The organism is Dysosmobacter welbionis (assembly GCF_005121165.3).
Taxonomy (GTDB): Bacteria; Bacillota; Clostridia; order Oscillospirales; family Oscillospiraceae; genus Oscillibacter; species Oscillibacter welbionis.
The window spans coordinates 3,222,411-3,245,345 of record NZ_CP034413.3; the positions used below are offsets into that span (position 1 = coordinate 3,222,411).

27 protein-coding genes and 1 other annotated feature are annotated in these 22,935 nt (G+C 53.5%); of the genes, 24 read left to right on the forward strand and 3 right to left on the reverse strand.

Annotated elements, in window-relative coordinates; translation table 11 throughout:
- Positions 1–16 precede the first annotated feature (16 nt).
- The 7 genes from EIO64_RS16785 to EIO64_RS16815 all read left to right on the forward strand — a co-directional run bounded on the left by EIO64_RS16785 (position 17) and on the right by EIO64_RS16815 (position 4,179).
- Positions 17–1,285, forward strand: a complete 1,269-nt coding sequence (locus tag EIO64_RS16785) for an HAD hydrolase family protein (protein ID WP_136891654.1) — start codon at positions 17–19, stop codon at positions 1,283–1,285.
- A 161-nt stretch (positions 1,286–1,446) separates the two neighbouring features.
- Positions 1,447–1,680: a helix-turn-helix transcriptional regulator gene (locus EIO64_RS16790; protein WP_025543840.1), complete on the forward strand. Its 234-nt coding sequence runs from the start codon at positions 1,447–1,449 to the stop codon at positions 1,678–1,680.
- Positions 1,664–1,870, forward strand: coding sequence for a hypothetical protein (locus tag EIO64_RS16795; protein WP_136891655.1), 207 nt, complete (start codon positions 1,664–1,666; stop codon positions 1,868–1,870). The genes EIO64_RS16790 and EIO64_RS16795 overlap by 17 nt, the downstream gene beginning before the upstream one ends.
- Positions 1,867–2,295 carry a hypothetical protein gene (locus EIO64_RS16800; protein WP_021747861.1) on the forward strand — a complete coding sequence of 143 codons (429 nt, stop codon included), beginning with the start codon at positions 1,867–1,869 and terminating at the stop codon, positions 2,293–2,295. The genes EIO64_RS16795 and EIO64_RS16800 overlap by 4 nt, the downstream gene beginning before the upstream one ends.
- Before the next feature lie 7 nt (positions 2,296–2,302).
- Positions 2,303–2,707 carry a DUF2178 domain-containing protein gene (locus EIO64_RS16805; RefSeq protein WP_136891656.1) on the forward strand — a complete coding sequence of 135 codons (405 nt, stop codon included), beginning with the start codon at positions 2,303–2,305 and terminating at the stop codon, positions 2,705–2,707.
- A 30-nt stretch (positions 2,708–2,737) separates the two neighbouring features.
- Positions 2,738–3,436 (forward strand): DUF6442 family protein, encoded by a 699-nt coding sequence (locus EIO64_RS16810; RefSeq protein WP_136891657.1) that lies wholly within the window; start codon positions 2,738–2,740, stop codon positions 3,434–3,436.
- Positions 3,437–3,684: 248 nt separating this feature from the next.
- Positions 3,685–4,179, forward strand: a complete 495-nt coding sequence (locus EIO64_RS16815; RefSeq protein ID WP_136891658.1) for a DUF2798 domain-containing protein — start codon at positions 3,685–3,687, stop codon at positions 4,177–4,179.
- A gap of 51 nt (positions 4,180–4,230) precedes the next feature.
- Here the strand turns inward: EIO64_RS16815 and ruvX are convergent, their stop codons facing one another.
- Positions 4,231–4,656 (reverse strand): Holliday junction resolvase RuvX, encoded by a 426-nt coding sequence (gene ruvX, locus EIO64_RS16820; RefSeq protein ID WP_136891659.1) that lies wholly within the window; start codon positions 4,654–4,656, stop codon positions 4,231–4,233.
- A 297-nt stretch (positions 4,657–4,953) separates the two neighbouring features.
- On the opposite strand from ruvX, the gene rpmG reads away from it, so the two are divergent.
- From rpmG to rplL, 7 genes are all read left to right on the forward strand, one after another.
- On the forward strand, positions 4,954–5,103 hold the full coding sequence (rpmG, locus tag EIO64_RS16825) for a 50S ribosomal protein L33 (RefSeq protein WP_021747855.1): 150 nt from the start codon (positions 4,954–4,956) through the stop codon (positions 5,101–5,103).
- Positions 5,104–5,139: 36 nt separating this feature from the next.
- Positions 5,140–5,352: a preprotein translocase subunit SecE gene (secE, locus tag EIO64_RS16830; protein ID WP_021747854.1), complete on the forward strand. Its 213-nt coding sequence runs from the start codon at positions 5,140–5,142 to the stop codon at positions 5,350–5,352.
- Positions 5,353–5,365: 13 nt separating this feature from the next.
- A complete protein-coding gene (nusG, locus tag EIO64_RS16835; protein ID WP_021747853.1) occupies positions 5,366–5,890 on the forward strand; it encodes a transcription termination/antitermination protein NusG in 525 nt (174 codons plus the stop codon).
- A 133-nt stretch (positions 5,891–6,023) separates the two neighbouring features.
- Positions 6,024–6,449 carry a 50S ribosomal protein L11 gene (gene rplK / locus EIO64_RS16840; RefSeq protein ID WP_021747852.1) on the forward strand — a complete coding sequence of 142 codons (426 nt, stop codon included), beginning with the start codon at positions 6,024–6,026 and terminating at the stop codon, positions 6,447–6,449.
- A gap of 103 nt (positions 6,450–6,552) precedes the next feature.
- Positions 6,553–7,245, forward strand: a complete 693-nt coding sequence (rplA, locus tag EIO64_RS16845) for a 50S ribosomal protein L1 (protein ID WP_021747851.1) — start codon at positions 6,553–6,555, stop codon at positions 7,243–7,245.
- A 355-nt stretch (positions 7,246–7,600) separates the two neighbouring features.
- Positions 7,601–7,725, forward strand: a sequence feature (ribosomal protein L10 leader region).
- A 33-nt stretch (positions 7,726–7,758) separates the two neighbouring features.
- The gene (rplJ, locus tag EIO64_RS16850; RefSeq protein WP_021747849.1) at positions 7,759–8,301 is read left to right on the forward strand and encodes a 50S ribosomal protein L10; all 543 of its coding nucleotides are present in this window, start codon (positions 7,759–7,761) and stop codon (positions 8,299–8,301) included.
- Between the two features lie 51 nt (positions 8,302–8,352).
- Positions 8,353–8,724: a 50S ribosomal protein L7/L12 gene (gene rplL, locus EIO64_RS16855; RefSeq protein WP_021747848.1), complete on the forward strand. Its 372-nt coding sequence runs from the start codon at positions 8,353–8,355 to the stop codon at positions 8,722–8,724.
- Positions 8,725–9,055: 331 nt separating this feature from the next.
- Here the strand turns inward: rplL and EIO64_RS16860 are convergent, their stop codons facing one another.
- Positions 9,056–9,397 (reverse strand): hypothetical protein, encoded by a 342-nt coding sequence (locus tag EIO64_RS16860; RefSeq protein WP_158629827.1) that lies wholly within the window; start codon positions 9,395–9,397, stop codon positions 9,056–9,058.
- A gap of 1,176 nt (positions 9,398–10,573) precedes the next feature.
- On the opposite strand from EIO64_RS16860, the gene EIO64_RS16865 reads away from it, so the two are divergent.
- The 6 genes from EIO64_RS16865 (at position 10,574) to ade (ending at position 18,971) form a co-directional block, all read left to right on the forward strand.
- Entirely contained in the window at positions 10,574–11,341 is a 768-nt protein-coding gene (locus EIO64_RS16865; RefSeq protein WP_249390720.1) for a GntR family transcriptional regulator, read from the forward strand.
- A 144-nt stretch (positions 11,342–11,485) separates the two neighbouring features.
- Entirely contained in the window at positions 11,486–12,874 is a 1,389-nt protein-coding gene (locus EIO64_RS16870; RefSeq protein WP_249390721.1) for an NCS2 family permease, read from the forward strand.
- A 116-nt stretch (positions 12,875–12,990) separates the two neighbouring features.
- On the forward strand, positions 12,991–15,354 hold the full coding sequence (gene xdhA, locus EIO64_RS16875; RefSeq protein ID WP_119310835.1) for a xanthine dehydrogenase subunit XdhA: 2,364 nt from the start codon (positions 12,991–12,993) through the stop codon (positions 15,352–15,354).
- A 16-nt stretch (positions 15,355–15,370) separates the two neighbouring features.
- Positions 15,371–16,306: a xanthine dehydrogenase subunit XdhB gene (gene xdhB / locus EIO64_RS16880; RefSeq protein WP_025543848.1), complete on the forward strand. Its 936-nt coding sequence runs from the start codon at positions 15,371–15,373 to the stop codon at positions 16,304–16,306.
- Positions 16,251–16,721 (forward strand): xanthine dehydrogenase subunit XdhC, encoded by a 471-nt coding sequence (gene xdhC / locus EIO64_RS16885; RefSeq protein ID WP_025543849.1) that lies wholly within the window; start codon positions 16,251–16,253, stop codon positions 16,719–16,721. Before xdhB ends, xdhC begins: the two co-directional genes overlap by 56 nt.
- A gap of 453 nt (positions 16,722–17,174) precedes the next feature.
- Entirely contained in the window at positions 17,175–18,971 is a 1,797-nt protein-coding gene (gene ade / locus EIO64_RS16890; protein ID WP_333635542.1) for an adenine deaminase, read from the forward strand.
- 396 nt (positions 18,972–19,367) lie between these two features.
- On the opposite strand, the gene EIO64_RS16895 is transcribed toward ade, so the two are convergent.
- The gene (locus EIO64_RS16895; RefSeq protein ID WP_081692058.1) at positions 19,368–19,568 is read right to left on the reverse strand and encodes a helix-turn-helix domain-containing protein; all 201 of its coding nucleotides are present in this window, start codon (positions 19,566–19,568) and stop codon (positions 19,368–19,370) included.
- 589 nt (positions 19,569–20,157) lie between these two features.
- On the opposite strand from EIO64_RS16895, the gene EIO64_RS16900 reads away from it, so the two are divergent.
- The 4 genes from EIO64_RS16900 (at position 20,158) to EIO64_RS16905 (ending at position 22,901) form a co-directional block, all read left to right on the forward strand.
- Positions 20,158–20,475 carry an oxidoreductase gene (locus EIO64_RS16900; RefSeq protein ID WP_249390722.1) on the forward strand — a complete coding sequence of 106 codons (318 nt, stop codon included), beginning with the start codon at positions 20,158–20,160 and terminating at the stop codon, positions 20,473–20,475.
- Positions 20,463–20,594 (forward strand): hypothetical protein, encoded by a 132-nt coding sequence (locus EIO64_RS18900; protein WP_256264456.1) that lies wholly within the window; start codon positions 20,463–20,465, stop codon positions 20,592–20,594. Before EIO64_RS16900 ends, EIO64_RS18900 begins: the two co-directional genes overlap by 13 nt.
- Positions 20,595–20,796: 202 nt before the next feature.
- Complete coding sequence (locus EIO64_RS19310; RefSeq protein ID WP_160117410.1) at positions 20,797–21,168, forward strand: enoyl-CoA hydratase-related protein; 372 nt, start codon at positions 20,797–20,799, stop codon at positions 21,166–21,168.
- Positions 21,169–21,710: 542 nt separating this feature from the next.
- Positions 21,711–22,901: an ABC transporter ATP-binding protein gene (locus EIO64_RS16905; RefSeq protein WP_136891662.1), complete on the forward strand. Its 1,191-nt coding sequence runs from the start codon at positions 21,711–21,713 to the stop codon at positions 22,899–22,901.
- The last annotated feature ends 34 nt before the right edge of the window (positions 22,902–22,935 follow it).

Sequence of the window (22,935 nt, forward strand, 5' to 3'; positions counted from 1 at the left end):
AGAGAGGAGGTCGTTTATGACGGACCACACCGTACCGCCCATCGGAATGCGGATGATCAAAACCGCGGCGGCAGTGCTGATCTGCCTGCTGGTGTCCATGGCCGTGGACCGGGAGGATATGCGCATCTATTCCTCCATCGCGGCGCTGCTGTGCGTTCAGCCCTATGCGGAAGATACGAAGCGCATGGCCATCCAGCGGATTGTGGGCACAGCCATCGGCTCTGTGTTCGGCATCGCCACGCTGCTGCTGGAGATGGCCCTGGATATCCAGGGGACTTTGGTGGGCTACATCGTCATCGCTGCGGTGACCGTGCCCAACCTGTGGATCGCCGTGGTGCTGAAGTCCTCCAATGCGGCGGCCCTCTCAGGCATCGTGTTCCTCAGCATCACCGTCACCCATGTGACGGATGCCAGCCCCTGGATCTTCGCCTGGTACCGGGCGTCGGAGACGCTGGTGGGCATCGCGGTGGGCATCGCCGTCAACGCCTTCCAGCTGCCCCGCCGGAAGCGGCGGGACGTGCTGTTCGTCTCCGGCCTGGACGGCTTGCTGCTGACGGAGCAGGGGACGCTGACACCGTACAGCCGGGTGAGCCTGAACCGGATGCTGGACGACGGGATGCAGTTCACCCTGTCCACCATGCGCACACCCGCCTCTGTGCGGGAGGCCACCCGGGACCTGCGGCTCCGCCTGCCCGTCATCGTCATGGACGGCGCGGCGCTGTACGACATGGAGAAGAAGCGGTATCTCCATGCCTGCGTCCTGCCCAGGGAGCTGGCCCTGCGGTGCGAGGCGGTGTTCCGGGCCCAGGGCATCCACTGCTTTCTCAACGGTGTACTGGATGATAACCTGATGATCTACTACGGGGAATTCCACCACGAGACGGAGCGGGCGATCTTTGAGAAGCTGCGGACATCCCCCTACCGGAATTATGTGAGCAGAAGCTACTACAAGGATTGCCCCATTGTGTACCTCATGGGCATTGATCTGACGGAGCGGATGCAGGCGCTGTATGACGCACTGGGGGAGGCGGGCCTGTTGGAACAGGTGAAGGTGCGGTTCTACCCTGCGGCGGAGTATCCCGGATACAGCTACCTGAAGATCTATGAGCGATCCGCCTCACGTGAGGCCATGCTGGAGCGGCTGAAGCAGGATCTGGGCATGGAGCGGAGCGTGGTGCTGACGACGCAGGAGGGCTGCGGAGACGTGGTGATCCGCGGCGGCGCCAACCAGGCGGTGAAGCGGCTGGGGCGGCTGTTTGAGCCCTATCTCTGGGAGCAGAAATAACACGGACGGAGCTGCGGCTCCGTCCGTGTTTTGCATTCGGAAAGAAAACCGGAGCAGGGACTTGACAAGTGTGGAAGCCTGTGTATAATATGAAGTATCCTTCATGTGAAAGACGCTTCACGAGAAGGGACCTTCACATTTATGGAAAGGGGAGAGAGACCATGAAAAACCGTGTACGGGAGCTCCGGACCGAGGCAGGCATGACCCAGCAGCAGCTGGCGGATCTGGTCCACGTGTCCTCCCGCACCATCATCTCCCTGGAGAAGGGGCAGTACAACCCGTCCCTGCTGCTGGCGTACCGACTGGCGCTGGTGTTCCGCACCACGGTGGAGGACCTGTACTGCCTGGCGGAGAACAAGGAACAGGAGGACCGGGAAAATGAGGAATGGACATAAGGGCCGTATGGCCTGCGGAATTCTGGAACTGATGCTGGGCGTGGGGCTGATCTTGTACATCTGTCTGGCGGACCGGCAGCGGATTGGTCTGGCTGCGGTGGCCGCGGTGGTGGTGACGGCGGGACTTGTGACCTTCTGTACCGGTGCAACGGCGGTTCCGGCGAAGCGTAAGGAGGAAACTGTGCAATGAGAATTTATTACAAAAAGAAATTTTGGGCCGGCGTGGGAGCTCTGCTGCTGGGCCTGGCCCTGCCGGGCACCTGTTTGTTCGTGGGCTGGGAGCGGTTCGACCTGAAGGACGCCGTGCTGACAACGTTCATGGTCCTCAGCGGAATCAGCGGCATTCTCCGGAGCCTGGACCGGGAGAAGGCCCGGCAGGACCGGGACGAGGACCGGGACGAGCGCACCCGGTACAACACGTACCGCAGCCGGGCCCTCACGTTCCGGGTGCTGTTTTGCCTGAACTTCGTCATACTGGCCGGGTGCTTCATCGGTTGGTGGCGGTCAGGTGAACAGGAAGTCTACATCCAGACGGCTGTTCCCTGCATGGTGCTGTTTATCGTGGGCTGGATCACCCGGATCGCCAGCGATTTCTACTATGAGTTCAAGGGGTGAAAATGAGATGCGCATTTATAATAAGCGGAATTTTGCTGCCGGGATCCTCAGTCTGGCTCTGGCGGTGGCTTGCGGCGTGGTCCTGGCGGTGACGGGATTCCAGACGAAATGGCTGATCGCCCTGGTGCTCCTGCTGGCCGCTGGCGGCTTCGATCTGTGGTGGTCTCTGTCCCGGGAGTCCAGGCTCCCGCGGGTGGATGAGCGGGACCAGGCCGTCAGCCGGAAAAGCGCCTGGCTGGCCTACCGGATTGTGGCTAACGGCTGCTGGATCGTGAGTCTTGCGGCCCTGGTGGTCTATGGAATCAGCCGGATCCCGGCAGCTCTGGCGGTGACCATCACGCTGGACGCTGTGACCATCGGGGCTTTTGCCGCCCTACAGGGGGCTGAAGTCTACTATGAAAAACGGATGTGAGGCCGCCGGCCCTCTGGAAAAGGAGAACGTATGGATCGAAGCGAAGATTTGAAACAGGTGCGGGACCTGCATCTGGTCCGGGATGAGCGGGACAGGGAGGTGGAGGCGGCCGCCGGACTCCGGGCGGGAAACGCGGTGGTGCTGGTGAGCCAGCTGCTCTCCGCCGTCTGCCTGCTCCAGGATGATCCGGCCTGGATGGCGCTGCTGTCCCTGACGCTCGTCTGGGGGGGCGTGAAGGGCTTCTGGCGATTCAGACAGGACCAGGAGAGGATCTATTTGGTGTGGGGCCTGCTGACCTGCGCCGGAGCGGCGGCGCTGCTGGGACTCTATTTCCACCGGGCCTGGTCTGCCGGGATGTCGTTCACCAGACTGCTGGGCTACGCAGTGCTGTGCCAGGTGCTGACGGTGGCCGCCGGACTGTTATTTGTGGCGCTGCTGCTGGGTATCTTCTGGCTGGCCCACAAGCTAGGGCATATAGAGGGAGAGCGTTGGGAGCAGTATTTCCAGTCCGTGTCCACCGCCGGACTTCTGCTGCGGGTGGGTGCTGTGATGGCGGTGGCCCTGGCAGCGGTGGCGGCCCTCAGCGTTCCCCTGTTCGCCCGGTTGGGCTTTCAGGAGCCGGGACTTCTGGCCGCGCTGTTTTTTGTGGCAAGGGGCGCGTACCTGCTTAACAAATTCAGCCGCCGGCGGGACGAACTGATCCAGAAGCTCCTGAAGCTGAAACGCTGAGCTGCTTCAGCCTGGTGAAGCGGCACGGGGGCAGACTTGTACAACCTGCCGGAATCTCTCGGTGTTTGCAGGGAGAATTTTCTCCAGAGGTGCCTATTATGCGGACTGCCGTGAGATGCTATCATAAAATGGAAATCCCATCGTGGAAAAACAAATACTGAGATAGAAATAAGTCCGCTGGGCGTAGTCTATGGAGCGATAGGCTGCGCCCTCTTTTTCTGCTCAGGACAAGGAGTGTTTCGATCATCATGCCAAAAACAACTGTACAGAAAGTGATCTTCGGTCTGCTGATGTCCTTTTTCATGGTGCTGGCCATGGAGATGTACAACACAGGCCTGCGGAACGGCGGTCTTACAAACGCCGGGATCCTGAACGCCCTGCGGGAGCTGCCGCTGATGTTTGCGCTGTGCTTCCTGACCAGCACAGTTGTCGGAGAACCCCTGGCCGCCCGCCTGGCGGCACGGCTGGCAGTGCCCCGGGAGTGGCCCTTTGCCGCCGTTCTGGCCCGGTCCGCCATGACGGTGTGCGTCATGTGTCCGGCCATGAGCCTATGGGCTACGGTGATCTTCCAGCAGCCGGGGATCGAGTTGGTGCCCTCCTGGCTCCAGACGGTGGTCTGCAATTTTCCCATGGCGTTTTTCTGGCAGATCTTTTTCTGCGGTCCGCTGGTGCGGCGGCTGTTCCGGCTGCTGGTGCCCTCCGCGGCGCTTGTACCCGCCTGTGCGGAAGAGGCGGCGGAATGAGGGACATGTGCAAGCGGTCCCGGACGCTGGTACGTCCGGGACCGCTTGCCATTATCCCTCCGGGTGCGTTTTTAAATAGGTGAGGTAGCCCTCTAGAATCAGCGATGCCGCCACAGCGTCCACCACCTTTTTCCGCTTCTTGGCGTTCTTGCCGCTGCTCATCAGGATCTGGTGAGCGTCGATGGTGGTGCGCCGCTCGTCCCACAGGACCACCGGCAGGCCGGTGGTCTCCTTCAGCAGCTGCCGCATGGCCTGGGCCTTTTCCGAGCGGGGCCCGCGGGTGCCGTCCATGTTGATGGGATGCCCCAGCACCAGCCGTTCCACCCTGTGCTCCTTTGCCAGAAGTGCGATCTGTCCCGTCACCCGGTCCGGGCGGTAGGCGTTGATGACGGTGGTGAAGCCGGCCAGCAGGCCGGTGGGGTCGGAGATGGCGATGCCGGTGTGGGCGTCGCCGTAGTCGATGGCCATGATGCGCATGGTGGTCTCCTTTCCAGGGAAGAATAAACGCCGGTATGGCGCGTTTTGCCTGCCCACAGGATACCACATCGGGGCAGGCCGCGCAAGGCGGAAAAAACCTGACATTTTTTTCAAAAAGAGGTTGACCGGCGCCTTGACCTGTGTTACAATCATTCTTACCTGTGAAAAAGGGTTTTCTTTTCATGCGCTTTTTTCGCTTTTCAGCCATGGAGGTCTGCCCGCCAAGCTGCAGGGAGGCAATCGGGACTCTCCCGGTCCGCCGGAGAGAGAGCCCCAATAATAAGGAGGTGCCGTTAGATGCGCGTGAAGGTCACTTTGAGATGCAACGAGTGCAAGCAGAGAAACTACAACACCATGAAGAACAAGAAGAACACTCCGGACAAGCTGGAACTCAACAAGTACTGCCCCTTCTGCAAGAAGCACACGCTCCATACCGAGACTAAGTAAACGGTCACGAATGATGAGAAAGGGCGTGTAAACGTTATGGCAGAAGAAGTCAAGAAGAAAAGAAGCCGCGGTCAGTGGTTCCGCGAAATGAAAAGCGAACTGAAGAAGGTCGTCTGGCCTGACCGGAAGACCGTGATGAAAAACACCGGCACCGTGCTGCTGTGCTCCTTGGCCATCGGCGTGTGCATCTGGATCTTTGACTTTGTCATGGTCACCGCTGTCCAGATGATTCTCAGCCTGTTCGCCTGATTGAGGTAGAAACATGTCAGAGAGCGCGAAGTGGTATGTGGTGCATACCTATTCCGGCTACGAGAACGCCGTTAAGACCAGCATTGAAAAGTTCGTCACAGGCCGCGGAATGGAGGACATGATCCTGCGGATCGAGGTCCCCATGGAGACGGTGACAGAGGTCACGGACTCTGGCGCCACCAAAGAGGTGGAACGGAAGGTATTCCCCGGCTACGTGCTGATCAAGATGGTCATGACTGACGATACCTGGCATCTGGTGCGGAACGTCCGCGGCGTCACCGGCTTCGTGGGCTCCGCCAACAAAGCCATCCCCCTCACGGAGGAGGAGGTTCTGGCCATGGGCATGGAAAAGCATGAGATCGTGGTCAGATACAATGTGGGCGACCATGTGAAGATCGTGGATGGCCCACTGGCCAGCTTTACCGGCGTGGTGGAGGAGATCGAGCCCGAGAAGAATCGGGTCAGCGTGATGGTCTCCATGTTCGGCCGCGAGACTCCGGTGGAGCTGGAGCTGGACCAGGTCGAGGTCCAGGACTGATCGAATATCTGCCGGGCGCCCCAGGGCGCCGGCCCGCCGGACATTCCGGCGGAAAAGTGGGAGGGGCTGAACTGCCCCGCCAAAGACGGCCCCGTGCCGCCACCACATTCATAGATTTAGGAGGTGCTACTCCGTGGCACAGAAGATTACTGGTTATGTGAAACTGCAGATCCCCGCAGGCAAGGCAACTCCCGCGCCCCCCGTTGGTCCCGCTCTGGGCCAGCACGGCGTGAACATCGCCGCCTTCACCAAGGAGTTCAACGAGCGTACCAAGAACGACATGGGCATGATTATCCCCGTGGTCATCACTGTGTATGCTGACCGCTCCTTCTCCTTCATCACCAAGACGCCCCCCGCGGCCGTCCTGATCAAGAAGGAGTGCAACATCGAGTCCGGCTCCGGCGTGCCCAACAAGACCAAGGTGGCCACCATCTCCAAGGCCTCCATCCAGAAGATTGCTGAGATCAAGATGAAGGACCTGAATGCGGCCAGCCTGGAGTCCGCCATGAGCATGATCGCCGGCACCTGCCGGTCCATGGGCGTCGTCGTCGGCGACTGAGCCCGGCTTTCACAGACCGTTTCAAACAGCGAGCGGCCCGTGGGGCCGCACCATACAGTGGGAGGATTCATTTCCGAAGAACCACTATGAGGAGGAAGTAACATTGTTTAGAGGCAAGAAATATAAGGAAAGTGCCAAGCAGATCGACAAGACCATGCTGTACGACGCTGCTGACGGCATGGCGCTGATCTGCAAGACTGCCAGCGCCAAGTTTGACGAGACCGTTGAGCTCCATGTGAAGCTGGGCGTGGACTCCCGTCACGCTGACCAGCAGGTCCGCGGCGCCATCGTGCTGCCCCACGGCACCGGCAAGACCGTCCGGGTCCTGGTGTTCGCCAAGGGCGACAAGGCCGACGCTGCCCGGGAGGCCGGCGCGGATTACGTGGGCGAGATGGATATGGTGGAGAAGATCCAGAAGGAAAACTGGTTCGACTTCGACGTGGTTGTTGCCAGCCCCGACATGATGGGCCTGGTGGGCCGCCTCGGTAAGGTCCTGGGCCCCAAGGGCCTGATGCCCTCCCCCAAGGCCGGCACCGTCACCCCCGACGTGGCCAAGGCCGTGCAGGAGGTCAAGGCCGGTAAGATCGAGTACCGCCTGGACAAGACCAACATCATCCACTGCCCCATCGGCAAGGTGTCCTTCGGCCCCGAGAAGCTGACTGAGAACTATAACGCGCTGATGGGCGCCATCGTGAAGGCGAAGCCTGCCTCCGCCAAGGGCCAGTATATTCGCAGCTGTGTAGCCGCGTCCACCATGGGCCCCGGCGTGAAGATGAACACGGCGAAGATGATCTGAGGCTGTTCGGAGGGGAGCTGGCTCTCCTCCGAACACCCCATCGCCGCGTCAAAACAAACTGCGCTTCATCCGTTTCTGCCTGTGGTGAAACCGGATACTGCTCCGTTTGTTTTTCCTTTTCCGACAAAAGCTGGGCTTTTGTTGGGGCCCGACGTGGTCACTGGCGTGCGCACCCCGGTGCGCGGGACGATGAATTTTCGCCGCACACATGTTGCGGCAAAATGATTCGGTTTTCGTCTTCCGCTGCAGGCGGAAGAACCGGAAAAAACCGGAGGTTTTTCCGGGCATTTTTCCCGGTCCTGTGGGATCTGGGGAAATCTGTTATTTAGTTCTTGACAAATCGTCGAGAATTAAATATAATACCAGATGCGTTCCAAAGACAGCAGGTGGCATGAGCCATAAATCCTGCCGAGGGCGGCAAACTTGATTTGCTATCCGTCCCTGTGTCTTTGCGCACAGGGACGGTTCCTTTTTTTGAACGCACCGACAATTTTCCTGGAGGTGAACACTAGAATGCCTAACGCAAAGGTCTTATCTGAAAAGCAGGCCATCGTGGCCGAGCTGACTGAGAAGATCCAGAAAGCTTCCGCCGGCGTGCTCGTGGATTACAAGGGCATCACCGTTGAGGAGGACACCGCGCTGCGCAGAGAGTGCCGGGAGAACGGCGTCGATTACGCCGTTGTCAAGAACACCCTGCTCCGCTTTGCCTTCAACAACACCGGCCTGAACGAGCTGGACGATCTGCTCAACGGCACCACGTCTCTGGCTCTGTGTGAGGAGGATGTAGTCGCTCCCGCCCGCGTCATGAGCGACTATGCCAAGAAGCTGAACGACAAGTTCGAGATCAAGGGCGGCTTTATGGACGGCAAGCCCGTCTCTCTGGAGACCATCCAGTCTCTGGCTTCCATCCCCGCTCTGCCCGTTCTGCGCGCCCAGTTCCTGGGTACTATGCTGGCTCCCATTACCGGTCTGGCTGTGGTCCTGAAGCAGATCGCCGAAAAGGGCGGCGAGCCCGTGGCTGTCGCTGCCGAGGAAGCTGCCCCCGCCGCTGAGTAATTGAGGCGGCAAGTTCTTACTTTTAAATTTTACAATTAGGAGGCTATTACAATGTCTGAGAAAGTTACCGCTATGATCGAAGAGATCAAGGGCCTGACCGTTCTGGAGCTGAGCGAGCTGGTGCACGCTCTGGAGGAGGAGTTCGGCGTGTCCGCCGCCGCTATGGCTGCTCCCGCTGCCGGCGCTGCCGCTCCCGCCGCTGAGGAGAAGACCTCCTTCGACGTGGTCCTGACCGGCTTCGACGCCGCTGCCAAGATCAAGGTCATTAAGGTTGTCCGCGAGATCACCGGCCAGGGCCTGGCCGAGGCCAAGGCTACTGTCGAGGGCGCTCCCAAGACCCTGAAGGAGGGTGCTTCCAAGGAGGACGCCGAGGCTCTGAAGGCTCAGCTGGAAGAGGCTGGCGCCAAGGTCGAGCTGAAGTAATCGAACTTCCATACTTGGGCTTCTGCCTTTTATCCTAGGCAGATTCTCCCTGGAATATTGACCCGATGATGAAATTGGGCCTGAGGTAATTTACGTTACCTTGGGCCCTTTTTTGTGCCCTGAAACAGAAGATATGGGTACTCAAGCCGTTTTCCGAAACAAATCAAAATAAAATCTCTTCACACCATCCTGTCAAAATTTGAGGGAGAATGCGGCAAGAATTGAAGGGAGAGACACAATACTGGAGAGAAATTCCCTGTCCAATGGACGTGGAATTTAACCCAAAAGCTCCCCATGCCCTTGGAAGGCATGGGGAGCTTTTGGGTTAAATTCATGCAGAACTCTGCGATAATCCTATAACTTTTATATACATTTGTAGATTCCACATTGTCGGTTTTGCATTTTCCACTCCCCCTAGAGAGCATTGCCCACTAACATTTATGACTTTGAGGCTGTATTCATTTAATAATATCTGTTGAATGTCTTGAACAGAAATCTCGCCGTCCGCGATCTCTTCATTCATAGCCGCCCGTTGAAGCACAATTCGGAGTTCCTCCGAAGAAAGAATTCTTTTCCGAATCATTGGCTCTGCGATGGTTGCAAATGCCGCAGAGACAGCAATTGTGGTTATCGTGCGGATAAAATGCGTCAAATCTCCCTCGGTATGAATCACAGAGGAGGGTCACTGGAGCGATAAAGAGACACCAGTCAGCTCCCGGATCTTAACAAGCTCCTGCTCCCTGATTTTCTCCAGATCATAATTCTTAGGACTGATTGGAATCCGATTGGGGTTAATCTTCTTTCGCTTTATGGCAAACGCTCCGCTATTTCTTTGGAGTATTTTTGACTATTTCTGTGACGGCCTTAATTTAACAATATATAGAAATGGAAAGAATGCTTGACGCGGCAGCCGTCAAAGGTATACATACAGCATCTGACTGATTTAAAACGGCACTTATTTCAGGAAGCAGACAAATCTGTCCAATCGCATTTCGGCCAGCAGTTCCGTTATCATAGATATAGAGGCCTTGCTCTCCGGTAAAACATCCATGCAGACCTTTTCTGCTTGAGTCTCGTCCCTCTTGCACAGTTCCATCCAAATCACACCCTTCCTCAAAATTTTTTCATGATACCACATTTGAGGAATGAGCGCAAGGGCTCGCCCATCTCAGCGGGAAAAGACAGCATTCAGGAATAAAGTGCAACACATTAAAGCGTGCGGCGAACTGGTTTGCATAGCCGATGAAGAATGAGTCCTTTTGAAGAAGAAGCACAGGACTATATGGATACGGCAAAAGGGTTAGCAGAGAGTATAAAGGAATAATCTGCTGACTGCTATTTAACAACTATTTGTAAAAAGGCCCGGAGGCATTGCATCGCAATGCCTCCGAGTCTTGCCTGCAAATACTGCAAAAATTGTGCAATCCCACTGAAACACTTGTGTCCCAATAGGTTTTCCTTTTCTGGAGTTGGCTCCCGGAGAATGCAGCTAATGAGGCAGCGACATTTTGGCCTATCTCATCAAAAAATATAAACTTGGGAAAACTTCTAGGACGCAGAGGGTTACCTACCCTAAGATTTTCTTCCAAAGACTCCGTTATTTTGATGCAAATGAAGGCATCAATCCGATAATGGTAGACTTTATCTATAAAAATTTCATGATATCTTTACACAATTTGCATGTTCCCAAAATGAAGTTGCGAAGCAGAGTTTTTCGTGATATACTGAAAAATACAAAAATTGCTAATATAACAGACACCTTGATGATAAACACCAACCTCAACAGCATATTCTTGGGGAGCTTTATCGGTTCTAAACGAGTGTGTTCCGAGAGAGGAAGGAAAGAGAGGTGTTCTTAGTGAAGAAAACAGAAAGGATACCTTTCAAAATGAGCAAACCTCAGCAGTTGTCGGAGAAATATACGAAGGAGATTTTCCAAGAGATCAAGTCCGGCATATATTCTCGGGCAGACCGTCTTCCCTCGGAACCAGATATCGCAAAGCACTTTGGCATCAGCCGGACCATGGTGAGGGACTGCCTTTCTACACTGGAACGGGAGGGATTTATCAGCCGTAAGCATGGGATTGGTACTATTATCAATCAGCATGTGTTGGATGTGAAGGTGCGGTTGGATCTGGAAGAGGAATTTCTGGATATGATTCGCTCCGCTGGCTATATACCTGGTGTGGCATTTGTCCGTAATGCGATGGGGAAAGCAGATGTTCGTACAGCGCAGAAGCTTGGAATTAAAGCGGGGGAGGATGTAGTAATCAGTGTCCGCCTAATTACAGCTGATGGTGCGCCAGCAATCTATTGCGTAGACCACATTGCGCGTCGGAGTATCGTCGCAAAAGAATATGACCTTTCGCTTTTGGACAGTCCTGTATTTGAGTTTGTGGAACAATATTGCGGCACAGAGATTTATATGGACCTATCTGAAATTAGTGCTGTGGCTGCGGATGCAGAGCGGGCCGATGTGTTTCAGATCCCACAGGGCTCTCCGCTTTTGTACATCGATGAACTGGGATACAATTTTGTGGGTCAACCCATTTTGTATTCTCAGGAGTATTACGCAAACGGCATCTTCAAGCACACAATTCTGCGAAAAAAAATATAAATACCCCAGAGTTTTGTGAGAGTTCGAGAAAATCGGCTCTCTTTTTTTTCGCAAAAGTGCATTGATTTGGTGGTGCCGCTTTGATACTATAAATGTATATCTATTTGTATTACAAATAGATACTACAAAAATGGGGGTGCTAAAATGGCAAAAGAAACACAGCTTGTAAACAGCGGTTCTTTTCTGGAAAAGAGATTCCATCTCAAGGAAAACCACACCAATGTGAGAACTGAGATCATTGCTGGATTGACTACGTTCTTGACCTGTACCTATATTTTGGCGGTAAATCCGGCGATTCTGTCCTCAACAGGAATGGATTCCAAGGCGGTACTATGGGCGACGGCTATCTCGGCAGCTATCGCCTGCATCGCAATGGGCCTTTTGACTAATTTTCCTTTTGCCTTAGCGCCTGCCATGGGACTCAACGCATATTTTGCCTACACAGTCTGCGGTACGCTGGGGCTGTCATGGCAAAATGCCCTGGCCTGTGTGTTTGTGGAAGGTGTTACCTTCAGTATCCTCAGCGTTGCAGGTGTACAGGAGCGCATTGTTAACGGCATTCCAGAGTGCGTTAAGCAGGCTATTTCTGCGGCTATCGGCTTTTTCATTGCATTCTCGGGGCTGCATAATTCTGGTATCATAGCCTATGACCCTGATAATTTGCTGTGCCTGGGCAATTTGCAGGATCCCGGTGTCATTCTGGCTCTATTGGGGATTCTCCTGACAGCGGGACTGGTTATTATGAGGGTCAAAGGCGCCATCCTCATAGGGATATTGGCTATTACCTTTGCAGGTATGCTTTTTGAAAACCCGGCTACAGGTGCTACCTATACCCAATGGCAGGGTCTGGTCTCTTTGGAAAACCCCATTGAGGCGCTAGCACCTACCTTTGGACAACTGACATTTGATGGCCTGTTTGGGGGCGGTGTGGCGGCTATCATTGGTGTTCTCTTTGCCATTTTTAGTTTTTTGTTTGTGGATATGTTCGACAGTATCGGCGTGCTGGTAGGTGTGGGAATCAAGGCTGGTTTTGTCAACGAAAAGGGTGAACTGCCCGGCGCGGGCAAAGCTCTGTTTGTGTCTGCAGCAGGGGCTGCAGTAGGAGCTGTGTTCGGCACCCAGACCGTCACGGTGTTTGGTGCAGAGAGTACCACAGGTATTGCTGAGGGCGGAAGAACAGGTCTTACTGCCATTACCACAGGGGTGTTCTTTCTGCTGTCGCTGCTCTTCACCCCGCTGTTTTTGATGATCCCCAGTATTGCCACCGCCCCGGCACTGGTTATGGTGGGTATCTTTATGATTGAGCCGCTGATGCATGTGGACTTGAGTGATACCAAGACTGCTTTCCCGGTATTCATCTGCGTGGCTTTTATGGCGTTTACCTTCAATATCGCCTATGGTATCCTCTTCGGACTGCTGGCTTACACTGGCGGACAGGTCTTTGCTGGCAATGCTAGAAAGCTCCCGATTTCCACTTGGATACTGACAGGCGTGTTCCTACTGTATCTGCTTTTGGAAATCTTTTTTAACTGAGGCCCGGCAGGACGATTCATCGGGAGTACATTTCAATCAAGTTTCCGAAAAACGGGCAGGGGCTTCCAATCCGATTGTGGGAGGGAGTCCTTTGCCCTAGAATTGGAGAAAAGCACATGGGGATCAAAAATAGCATTCCGCGTCTAGACGCTGTGGATAAGGTGACCGGCGCGGCAAAGTATACAGAGGATCTTATTCCTATTAATGCACTGGTGGGAAAGACTCTTCACAGCACCATTGCAAATGGAACAGTACGCGCTATTGATGTGGACGAGGCGTGGAAGATCCCGGGCGTAGTGGATATTTTAACTTGTTTTGATGTGCCGGACTGGGAGTATGCGACCTGTGGACATCCGCTTTCCCTGGATCCCGCACATACCGATGTGGCCAACAAGCGAATACTGACCAAACGAGTGCGCTACTATGGAGATGAGATTGCCGCAGTGGTAGCAGAAAGCGATCTGGCGGCTCAGAAGGCACTGGAGGCTATCCGGGTAGAGTACGAAGAACTGCCGCCGCTGCTGACACCGGAGGCTGCTGTGATCAGTGGGATTCCTCTGCATGAAAAATCCCCGGATAATCAGGGGGGGCGCATGGATTTTATCATTGATGAGAGCCAAAATGTCCGGTTTTATCAGGGAACGTTCTCCATGGATCCATGTATCGGCGGCTATGTCGATTTACGAGGAACAAAATTTCATGTACCGGCCCAGCAACATTGCCATATTGAAAACATCTGTTGCTTTGCCTATATGAGCGGGCGGAAAATTGTAGTGGTGTCGCCCAATCAGGCACCCCACACCCTACGCAAACATATTTCCGATGCTCTGGGTATCCCCACAGGCCGGATTCGTGTGGTCAAGCCCTATGTGGGCGGAGCATTCGGCAATAAGCAGGATATGTTCTATGAGCCGCTGGCGGCTTTATTCACCTTACGGCTGGGAGGACGGTGCGTGGCCTTTGTGATGAGCCGGGAGGAGACATTTGTCAATAGCCGGACTCGTCATGCCATGGACATCTGGGCGGCGGCCTGTGTGGATGATACGGGACGAATCACGCAGAAGGGCATTCGCCTGAATGCATACAGCGGCGCGTACGGTTCTAACGGCCACGCTGTGGCCGCCTATGCGGTGACTAACTATTTCCAGCTTTATCCTGCTTTGGGCAAGCAGGTGGGAGAGTCCGCTACGGTCTATACCAATATGCCCTCGGCGGGAGCTATGCGGGGCTATGGGATTCCACAGGTGGCCTTTGCGATGGAGTGCCAGATGGATGATCTGGCACTGAGGTATCATTTGGATCCTGTGGAATTTCGAAAAAAGAATATGATGGGCCTGCATTTCTTGGATCCCTTTGACCGGTTTCTCTGTGCCAGCAACGGTCTGGAACGGTGCATCGACCGTGGGTGTGAGTTGGTGGACTGGCAAGCGAAGCGTCAGGCGTATGATGCGTTCAACCATACATCGTCCAATCTCAAGAAAGGATTGGGCATGGCAGTGTTTGCCTATAAGACTGGGGTCTATCCCATACAATTGGAGACAGCTTCCTGTCGGATGCTGCTCAATGATGACGGCAGCCTACAGATACAGGTCTGTGCTACGGAGCTGGGACAGGGCTCCGATACTGTATTTGCCCAAATCGCCTCGGAGATTACCACAATTCCGGAAGAGAACGTGTATGTAGTCTCCTGCCAGGATACGGATGTTTCTCCCCATGATGCGGGGGCATACGCTTCTCGCCAGACTTATGTCTCCGGCAGTGCGGTGAAGCAGACAGCAGAGATACTTCGGAAGAAAATCCTGAACAGGGCTGCCTGTTTGTACGAAGCAGATTCCAAAGATCTTGCCCTTGATGGCGGACGGATTACAGGCCGTGATGGCGCAGTCCTGGGGACGGTGAGGGATGTGGCAGTCCGAATGCAGTACACCAACAGCACAAAGATAAACAGCGAACATCTGACGGCGGAATCCACCTACACCATGCGTCATAACGCATTTGCCTTCGGTGCAAGCTTTGTTGATTTAGAGGTGGATGTTCCTATCGGCAAGATTAAAATCAACCGCGTGATAGCGATTCACGACAGCGGCCAGATTCTCAATCCGGCGCTTGCTAGAGCTCAGGTTCACGGTGGTGTGGCTATGGGGATTGGATATGCTTTGACGGAGCAGATGCTTTTTGACCCCGAGACTGGTAAGATGCGAAACGACAACCTGTTGGACTATAAAATCCCGACAGCCATGGACATCCCACAGATTGATGTGGAGTTTGTGGAGACCTATGAGCCCTCCGCCCCCTTTGGGAACAAAGCATTGGGAGAGCCGCCCATGATCCCACAGGCACCGGCTATCCGGAACGCTGTGCTCCATGCCACGGGCGTGGCCGTCTATGAGCTGCCCCTGACACCGGAGCGGCTGATCCACGCCTTTATACAAGCTGGACTGATACAACCACTGTCGTGCGAGCATATAGCGGAGACATAAGCGGGAGGTATACGCTATGTATGATATTCGACAAGTTTATCAGCCAAAGGACCTGGGAGAGGCACTCTCACTTCTGGCAGAACATCCGGATGCCATTGTTATCTCCGGCGGAACGGATGTTTTAATCAAGGTTCGGGAGCGGAAGTGGAAAGACTGCTCTCTGCTGAGTATTCACCGCCTGCCGCAGCTTCAGGGTGTGCGCCGGGAGAAGGAAGAACTGGTGGTAGGGCCGGGTACCTGCTTTGACCAACTCCATGAAACTGGAGTGATTCGGGAGCACGCCTTTTGCTTGTGGCAGGCGGCTGACCAGGTGGGGAGCCCCCAGATTCGCACTGTGGCTACGCTGGGAGGGAATATCTGTAATGGCGCAGTCAGTGCTGACAGTGCGCCGCCGCTGCTGGTACTCAATGCTAGGCTGGAACTCACCGATATCAGCCAAACCAAGCGGCAACTGGATATCGGTGCGTTTTATACTGGTCCCGGACGCACGGCCTTGGACCGAAAAAGGGAACTGCTGACGGCGGTGCGGATTCCTATAATCCGGCCGGGATGCGGCAGCTATTACATCAAGTATGGAAAGCGCAATGCCCTGGAGATTTCCACTTTGGGTTGCGCGGCGTATGTGGAGCTAGATGCGGGGAAAAAGACCTTTCGGGAAGTGCGGATCGCTTTTGGTGTGGCGGCGCCAGTTCCCATGCGCTGTCCGGCAGTGGAAGCTCTGGTGAAAGGACTGCCTGTGGACCGACATACACTGCGCCTGCTTGGAGATGCAGTAGGGCGGGAATTGTTCCCAAGAGATAGCTGGAGGGCATCTCGAGAGCTACGGATGCAGTTGATTCGGGAATTGAGCCAGAGAGCTGTGGAAGGGGCGGTCAAACAAGCAGGAGGAATTTTGAATGAAAGTGATCCACATGATAGTCAACGGAACACCAGTGGAGCTGGCTGTCCGTGAGGATGAGTGCCTGACGGACACATTACGCCAGCGCCTTGGACTCACCAGTGTCAAAAAAGGTTGTGGGGTTGGGGAGTGCGGCGCATGCACGGTTCTTCTGGACGGAAAGGCAACTAATAGCTGCATCTATTTGACCTTGTGGGCAGATGGACGAGAAATTATCACAGTAGAGGGGCTGCGGGCAAAAAACGGTTGCTTGCACCCTGTACAGCAGGCGTTCGTGGACGAAGCTGCAGTACAGTGTGGTTTTTGTACTCCGGGATTCATTCTTACCGCAGTGGAAATCGTCAATTCCGGAAAGAAGTATACCCGGGACGAATTGCGTAAGTTAATCTCCGGTCATCTGTGCCGCTGCACCGGTTATGAAAATATTCTTAACGCCGTTGAGCGGGTAGTCGGTGTCAATGCAAAGTAAAATGGTGGGAATAATTCCTAATTATATCTCTGTCTACCTGTGTAAAATAGTGAACAGGTTGTGGTAACTAGTGACACGCCATTGGGGAGACATCTTGGCAGAGTAAGAAAACATCGAAATCACAGAAACACTTTTTGCGGGCCATGCGGAGCGCATACTGGCAGCGCATGTGCCGCACCAGTGATTGGGATTCCTTCTGGACCTGTACACTGTATTCCACTGTAGCCTGAGCACCATGAGTATTATCTGCTGGGAAAACATTAGCATCACTATTTATGGGATCAAGGAGGCTCTGCTGTCACCCATAACTGGCCTTATCCCCAAGAATTCACTTCTTTCTTCCCTTGCTGAAAGACGCTAGGCAGATGCTATAAAATATCTAGGGACCAAGTCTCTTCCCGGAGTTATCACGAAAGATTATGATGAGCTATCGGGGAGGCTGGGGCTAACGCAATGGAAATCCAACGAAAGGAAAAAGCCATGCGCACTTTTGAAGAAATTAAAGATACCATTGAGACGGGGCTTGGGAAGCACCCTTGTGATTTGAAATTACAGAATGTTCGACTGGTGAATGTATATTCATCGGAGATTTATAACACAGATATCTATATCAAAAACGGCCGGATTATCTCCATTTCACCAGAAGCAAATCTGGAGGCCCAGGAAGTAGTGGAGTGTTGCGGACAGTTCGCGGTGCCGGGGCTCATCGATACTCACATGCATTTCGAGTCAACTATGCTTTCACCAGAAGCTCTGGCTTCAGTGGTGGTGCCTCAAGGGACTACTACACTGTGCGCGGATCTTATGGAGATTGCAAACGTTGCAGGAGCGGATGGATTGAAGGCTATGCTGGATTCTATTTCCCGCCTGCCATACCGGATGCTTATTGAAGTTTCCTCACGAGTACCTACAGCGCCGGGCCTAGAGACTAACGGAGCCTATATGGGGGCCGAAGAGGTACGCGCTATTATGGACTGGCAGGAATCCATCAGTCTGGGCGAGCTGGATCCCTCTAAAATCCTGCTGGTGAAAGACGAATACATCGAAAAGATTGCGGATACCTTGGCGCGGAGAAAAATCGTAAACGGTCATGCCATCGGTCGCCTGGGGCAGGAACTCAATGTATATGCTTCTGCTGGGATCTCTGATGACCACGAGTGCGTTACCGAGGAGGAACTTCTCCAACGCCTACGGGTGGGTATGAGTGTGTTGGTTCGGGAGGGCAGCACCGAACGCAATTTGGATGCCCTCATCGGCGGTGTACTGAGAGAGAAGCTGCCTCTGGACAATCTGATGTTCTGTACAGATGATAAGCATGCTGGAGAGATCCAACGGGAGGGCCACATTAACTATAATGTTGCCCGGGCCATGGAATTGGGTGTGGGAGAAATAGACGCAGTGAAGCTGGCTACGCTCAACGCCGCCCGGCATTTCCGGCTGGAAGATGAGATCGGATCTATTACGCCGGGCCGCCTAGCGGATATTCTTTTGGTGGAGGATCTGCGGGAAATGAAGCCTAGCCAGGTGTATTTTGAGGGGCGCCTGGTAGCGAAAGATTGCAAGCTGATCCAGACATGTGAAGTTGGGGAATATCCTGAATGGTTGAAAAATACAGTAAAGCTGAAACAGCTGATTACGGAAAAGAGCTTTCGGGTCCCCGCTCGAACGGATCGTCCCCAGACGCAAGTTACAGTTATAGATCTGATTGACCGGCAGATTATCAATAAACGGCTAATCGCAACGTTGCCCTGCGTTAATGGGGAAATACTGGCAGATCCGGTACATGATATTTTAAAGCTGGCCATTGTAGAGCGCTACGGAAAAACTGGCGGTGTGGGAGTGGGATTTGTACGGGGCTTTGGCCTCCGGGAGGGGGCTATGGCCTACTCCATGTCCCACGATCACCATAATATCGTGGTAGTAGGTGTCAATGAGCTGGATATGGCACAGAGTGTTAAGGTGATTCAGGAAATGCAGGGCGGACTCTGTGTGGTCCGTAACGGCGAGGTGATGGCAAAAATGCGCTTACCCATCGGCGGATTGATGAGTGAGCAGGATGCTGGCACGGTTATGAGGGAATTGGACGGGCTAAATGCTGCGGCCCGAAGTCTGGGATGCCGCGGGAGTGCCCCTTTCATGACTTTGAGCTTTATCTCGCTTCCCACAGTGCCGGAACTTGGATTGACGGATATGGGGTTGGTGGATGTACTGGAACATCGACTGATCCCGGTGGAAATACCAGAAAAATAATTGGGGATTTCTGGCGGCGAGTTGAAGCAACACATGGTTCCGGAGGGGCTCTCTTGGCTGCGGGCCCCTCCATCTGACATCTAAAATATTCCTTGATAACTCGGATCATAGGCTCCATATTTCCTGTGCTTTGAAGCCTAAAACAAAGAAGGAGAATGGCGTTACTATTCTCCTTCTTCTAATTTTTGTGATGTATGGCGCGAACTCTTTTTTGGCGTAAAATTCTCTTACTTCCACAGTAAGGTCCAGACTTCTTGTGAGATACTCAGCATTGTCTGCTTTAAAATATACCGGATTACTTTCGATACTTTCTCAGGTATTTATTTTGATGGCTCTGGTAGCACGCTGGCCTGCAGGGACTGCAAAAGGATTTGTGACTATATGCTCAAAAACAGTTTAGGATTCCTTGTATTCAGCAATATCATCCAAATTGCAATGAAGAGCAGAACACAACTTATCCAAAGTTTTTGTTTCAATATTTTCATTTGCTCTAAGTCTGCGGATCGTTTTGCTGTCAATCCCGCATTTTTCTCTAAGCTGATACATAGAAATACCGCGGCTTTCCATAGTAGCCCACAGGCGATGAAAGATAATCATTTGCTTCACCTCTGTATTTATACAGTGTGGGGATTATAAACTTGCTTTTTAAGGGGATATAACCCTCATATTCTGCTTTAGAAATTAAGAAGTACGGCCCTATACACGAAATGAACGTAGTGGGAACTTTGATTGCCCGAGCTGTGAAATGGGGGGGCGGGAAGACCACATCCGAAAAATTCTGGGAATCAATATCACATGTAGGAAACCCTGTATGTTCGATCAGGATCTCATATAGCGGTCTTTTAATATTTTTACCAGAGGGACCTGTTCGGAAGGCGTAAAGATACGACTCACCACCCGCCCGATTGGATATTACCCCGCCTCCAGTGCGTATCGTGACTTGAAGGACTCATTCAGGTATCTGGCGGGGAGTATTTCATCAATGGTATCCTGGCGGATTTAGAAAAAGAACCAAGGGAAGCGGACGTGCAGGAGTGCAGAAGGAGCCAAAACCATGCCTTATCTCAAAACCGGTTCCGGGGAAAATTTGATAAGGAGTGAACCATAGGAAATGCGCTGTCAGAAATTATTTGAAAAGGGATGTATCGGTGGAGTAGAGATCCGCAACCGTGTCGCAATGACGGCTATGGGAAACGGATTGGCGTCCTGGGACGGCGAGGTATCGCTGGAACTGATCCGATTCTATGAGGATCGAGCAAGAGGCGGTTGCGGCCTGATTTTCACGGAATTTACTCGGATGGATGAAACCAGCGGCGCCTGCAATCCAAATCAGCTCTGTATCGCCACCCGTAAACATATACGTAGTACGGAGCGGGTCCGCTGTCACGGCGCTAGGATATTTGTTCAGCTCTACCACGGCGGCCGAGAGACCCTGTCTGTGCTGAATGACGGGAAACAGCCTATGGCTCCTAGCGCCATCCTCAACTCGGCATGGCGCAGTTGAGGGGCAATGATATCTGCGTCATCGACAGCGGCAGCGGCAGGGAGACGGGGCGGAAGGCGCGGCGGATCTTGGACGCCAACAGATGGCGCCTGTCCAACTACCGGAGGGCTTTGAGGTGATCGCCCTCTCAGTTTCCTTAAAGGTGCAAGATTCTATCCCAATTGACTATGGCAGTGGACTGACAGAGCGTTGAGGGCACATTGTAGTCACCAGGTCGCATCGAAAGACGCGGTCCGGTGACTTGTAGCATATACAGAAGGCTACCACTCCAATGTAATGCCTTTATTGGGGTCAAGCTTTGCAATTTTGAAACCTGCTAAAATGCAAATCAGCGTAAAGATAGGAGTCATCCAGTTCTGGAATGCATACGAATTTGTGATTATATCAACTACGAGGACGATCTTTGGGTATGTTGTTCTTCATTCTGTACTGAAGACTTTCGGTGTGGGAGTAGATATAAAATTATTTTATCAGAGTATTCTGGATAAGGACATAACTAGTACGCAGGAGACTTATTACGACGGGGCACAGGCATTGTATGACCTGCGGGTCCTTTTGATCTGCGCGGTCCACGGATATTGTCTGGGCGGCTTGTGCTATCCTGCCGGGGCAGATATTTCTATCGCAGTGAAAGGTGGAGAAGTTATCAATAGCTCTGCCAATAGAAGGCGCCGGATGATCAAAGGAGCTTAGGCCCGGCTGATTTCGGCGGCTTTCTTTTTCTCGGAGTTCCCGTCATTTTGCGGTGTCAACCTGGCTCAAGAATAAAGGTGCTTCGAGACGGAAACACGGACATATCCGCTCTGATTTCAAAGATAATGCGGAGTGGAGCAAAGGATTGAAGACTTGGGGCCGTCATAACAAGGTAGCGCCTACAGTTCAAGGCTGTCCGGATGGGAATGGATCATCTGCCATGAGGAGTGAGCACATGAATTGAGAGATCATGAAAAATCAAATGCTTATATTAAACAAAAATTCAAGGGGAAAATTGTTGATATTGCGATCTTCCTTGACGGCAAAAAAACACGTAAACTATTGGTGTTGGAGTTCCCAACAAAATTGAAAAGCCTGCATATGCTCTCCATCTCTCAGCTGTGCGGGTGCCAAAAAGGAGGAAATACATACCGGTACGGCTCACGGTGCGGCAGTGTGGAGACCTGTTGTAAAGCGCGGCGCCCATCGCGGTACCGCGTGAGAACGCATCCGCGGAGGCGGAGCGGTCAGAGCCGGGAAAGATGGCAGGACTGTCTTTGGTAAATGTGAAGAAGATCTATCCCGCAACGAACGATCACAAGAAGTCCAAAAAGAAGCACGAGAGCGGCGAGGAGAAAAAGGCCCAGCTCCAGGTGACCAATGAGGGGGTTGTGGCTGTTCAGGAATTTAACTTGGATGTGGCGGACAAGGAGTTCATCGTGTTGGTCGGCCCCTCTGGTTGCGGCAAGTCGACCACTCTGCGAATGGTGGCGGGGCTGGAGGAGATCTCCAGCGGAGAACTGTACATTGATGGGAAGTTGATGAACGATGTAGCCCCTAAAGACCGGGACATCGCTATGGTGTTCCAGAACTACGCGCTCTATCCCCATATGACAGTGTATGAAAATATGGCGTTCCCACTGAAGCTGCGCAAGCGCCCTAAGAGCGAGATTGACAAAGCTGTGCGTGAGGCGGCGGAGATCCTAGACATTACGCAGTACTTGGACCGCAAGCCAAAAGCTTTATCCGGTGGGCAGCGGCAGCGTGTGGCGATTGGCCGCGCTATCGTACGGGAACCCAAGATCCTGCTGATGGACGAGCCTCTCAGCAACTTGGACGCCAAGCTGCGTAATCAGATGCGCGCAGAGATTATCAAACTGCGCCAGAAGATCAATACTACCTTCCTCTATGTCACCCATGATCAAACAGAGGCTATGACTCTGGGGGACCGGATCGTTATCATGAAGGATGGCTTCATCCAACAGATCGGTACGCCTCAGGAGGTTTTCGACCATCCTGCCAATCTGTTCGTGGCTGGCTTCATCGGTACGCCGCAGATGAATTTCTTTGATGCGGAGTTGGTTGGAAGGGGCGGCCATTATGCTGTCGTTTTGGATGGCATGACTGTAGAGCTGTCCGAGAACAAGCAACAACGTTTGGCTGCTAAGGGCGTGGCGGGGCAGCATGTCACACTAGGCGTTCGTCCGCAGCATATCTCCCTGCAGTGTGAGTCCGGCTCTGTCAAGGCCCGGATGGATGTATTTGAGATGATGGGCAGTGAGATCCACCTGCACGCCAATGTGAACGGTCGAGATATGGTCATCATTGTCCCTACCACAGATATTAACGGCAACTATTCCGATGCTTTCACCATTGGTAAGGAGATTGACTTCTCATTCAGCGGCAGTACGTGTCACCTGTTCGGCAACGACGGCAAGAACTTGGAATTCTGAGTCTTTCTCAATCTAAAGAATCTGAAGCCGGGCT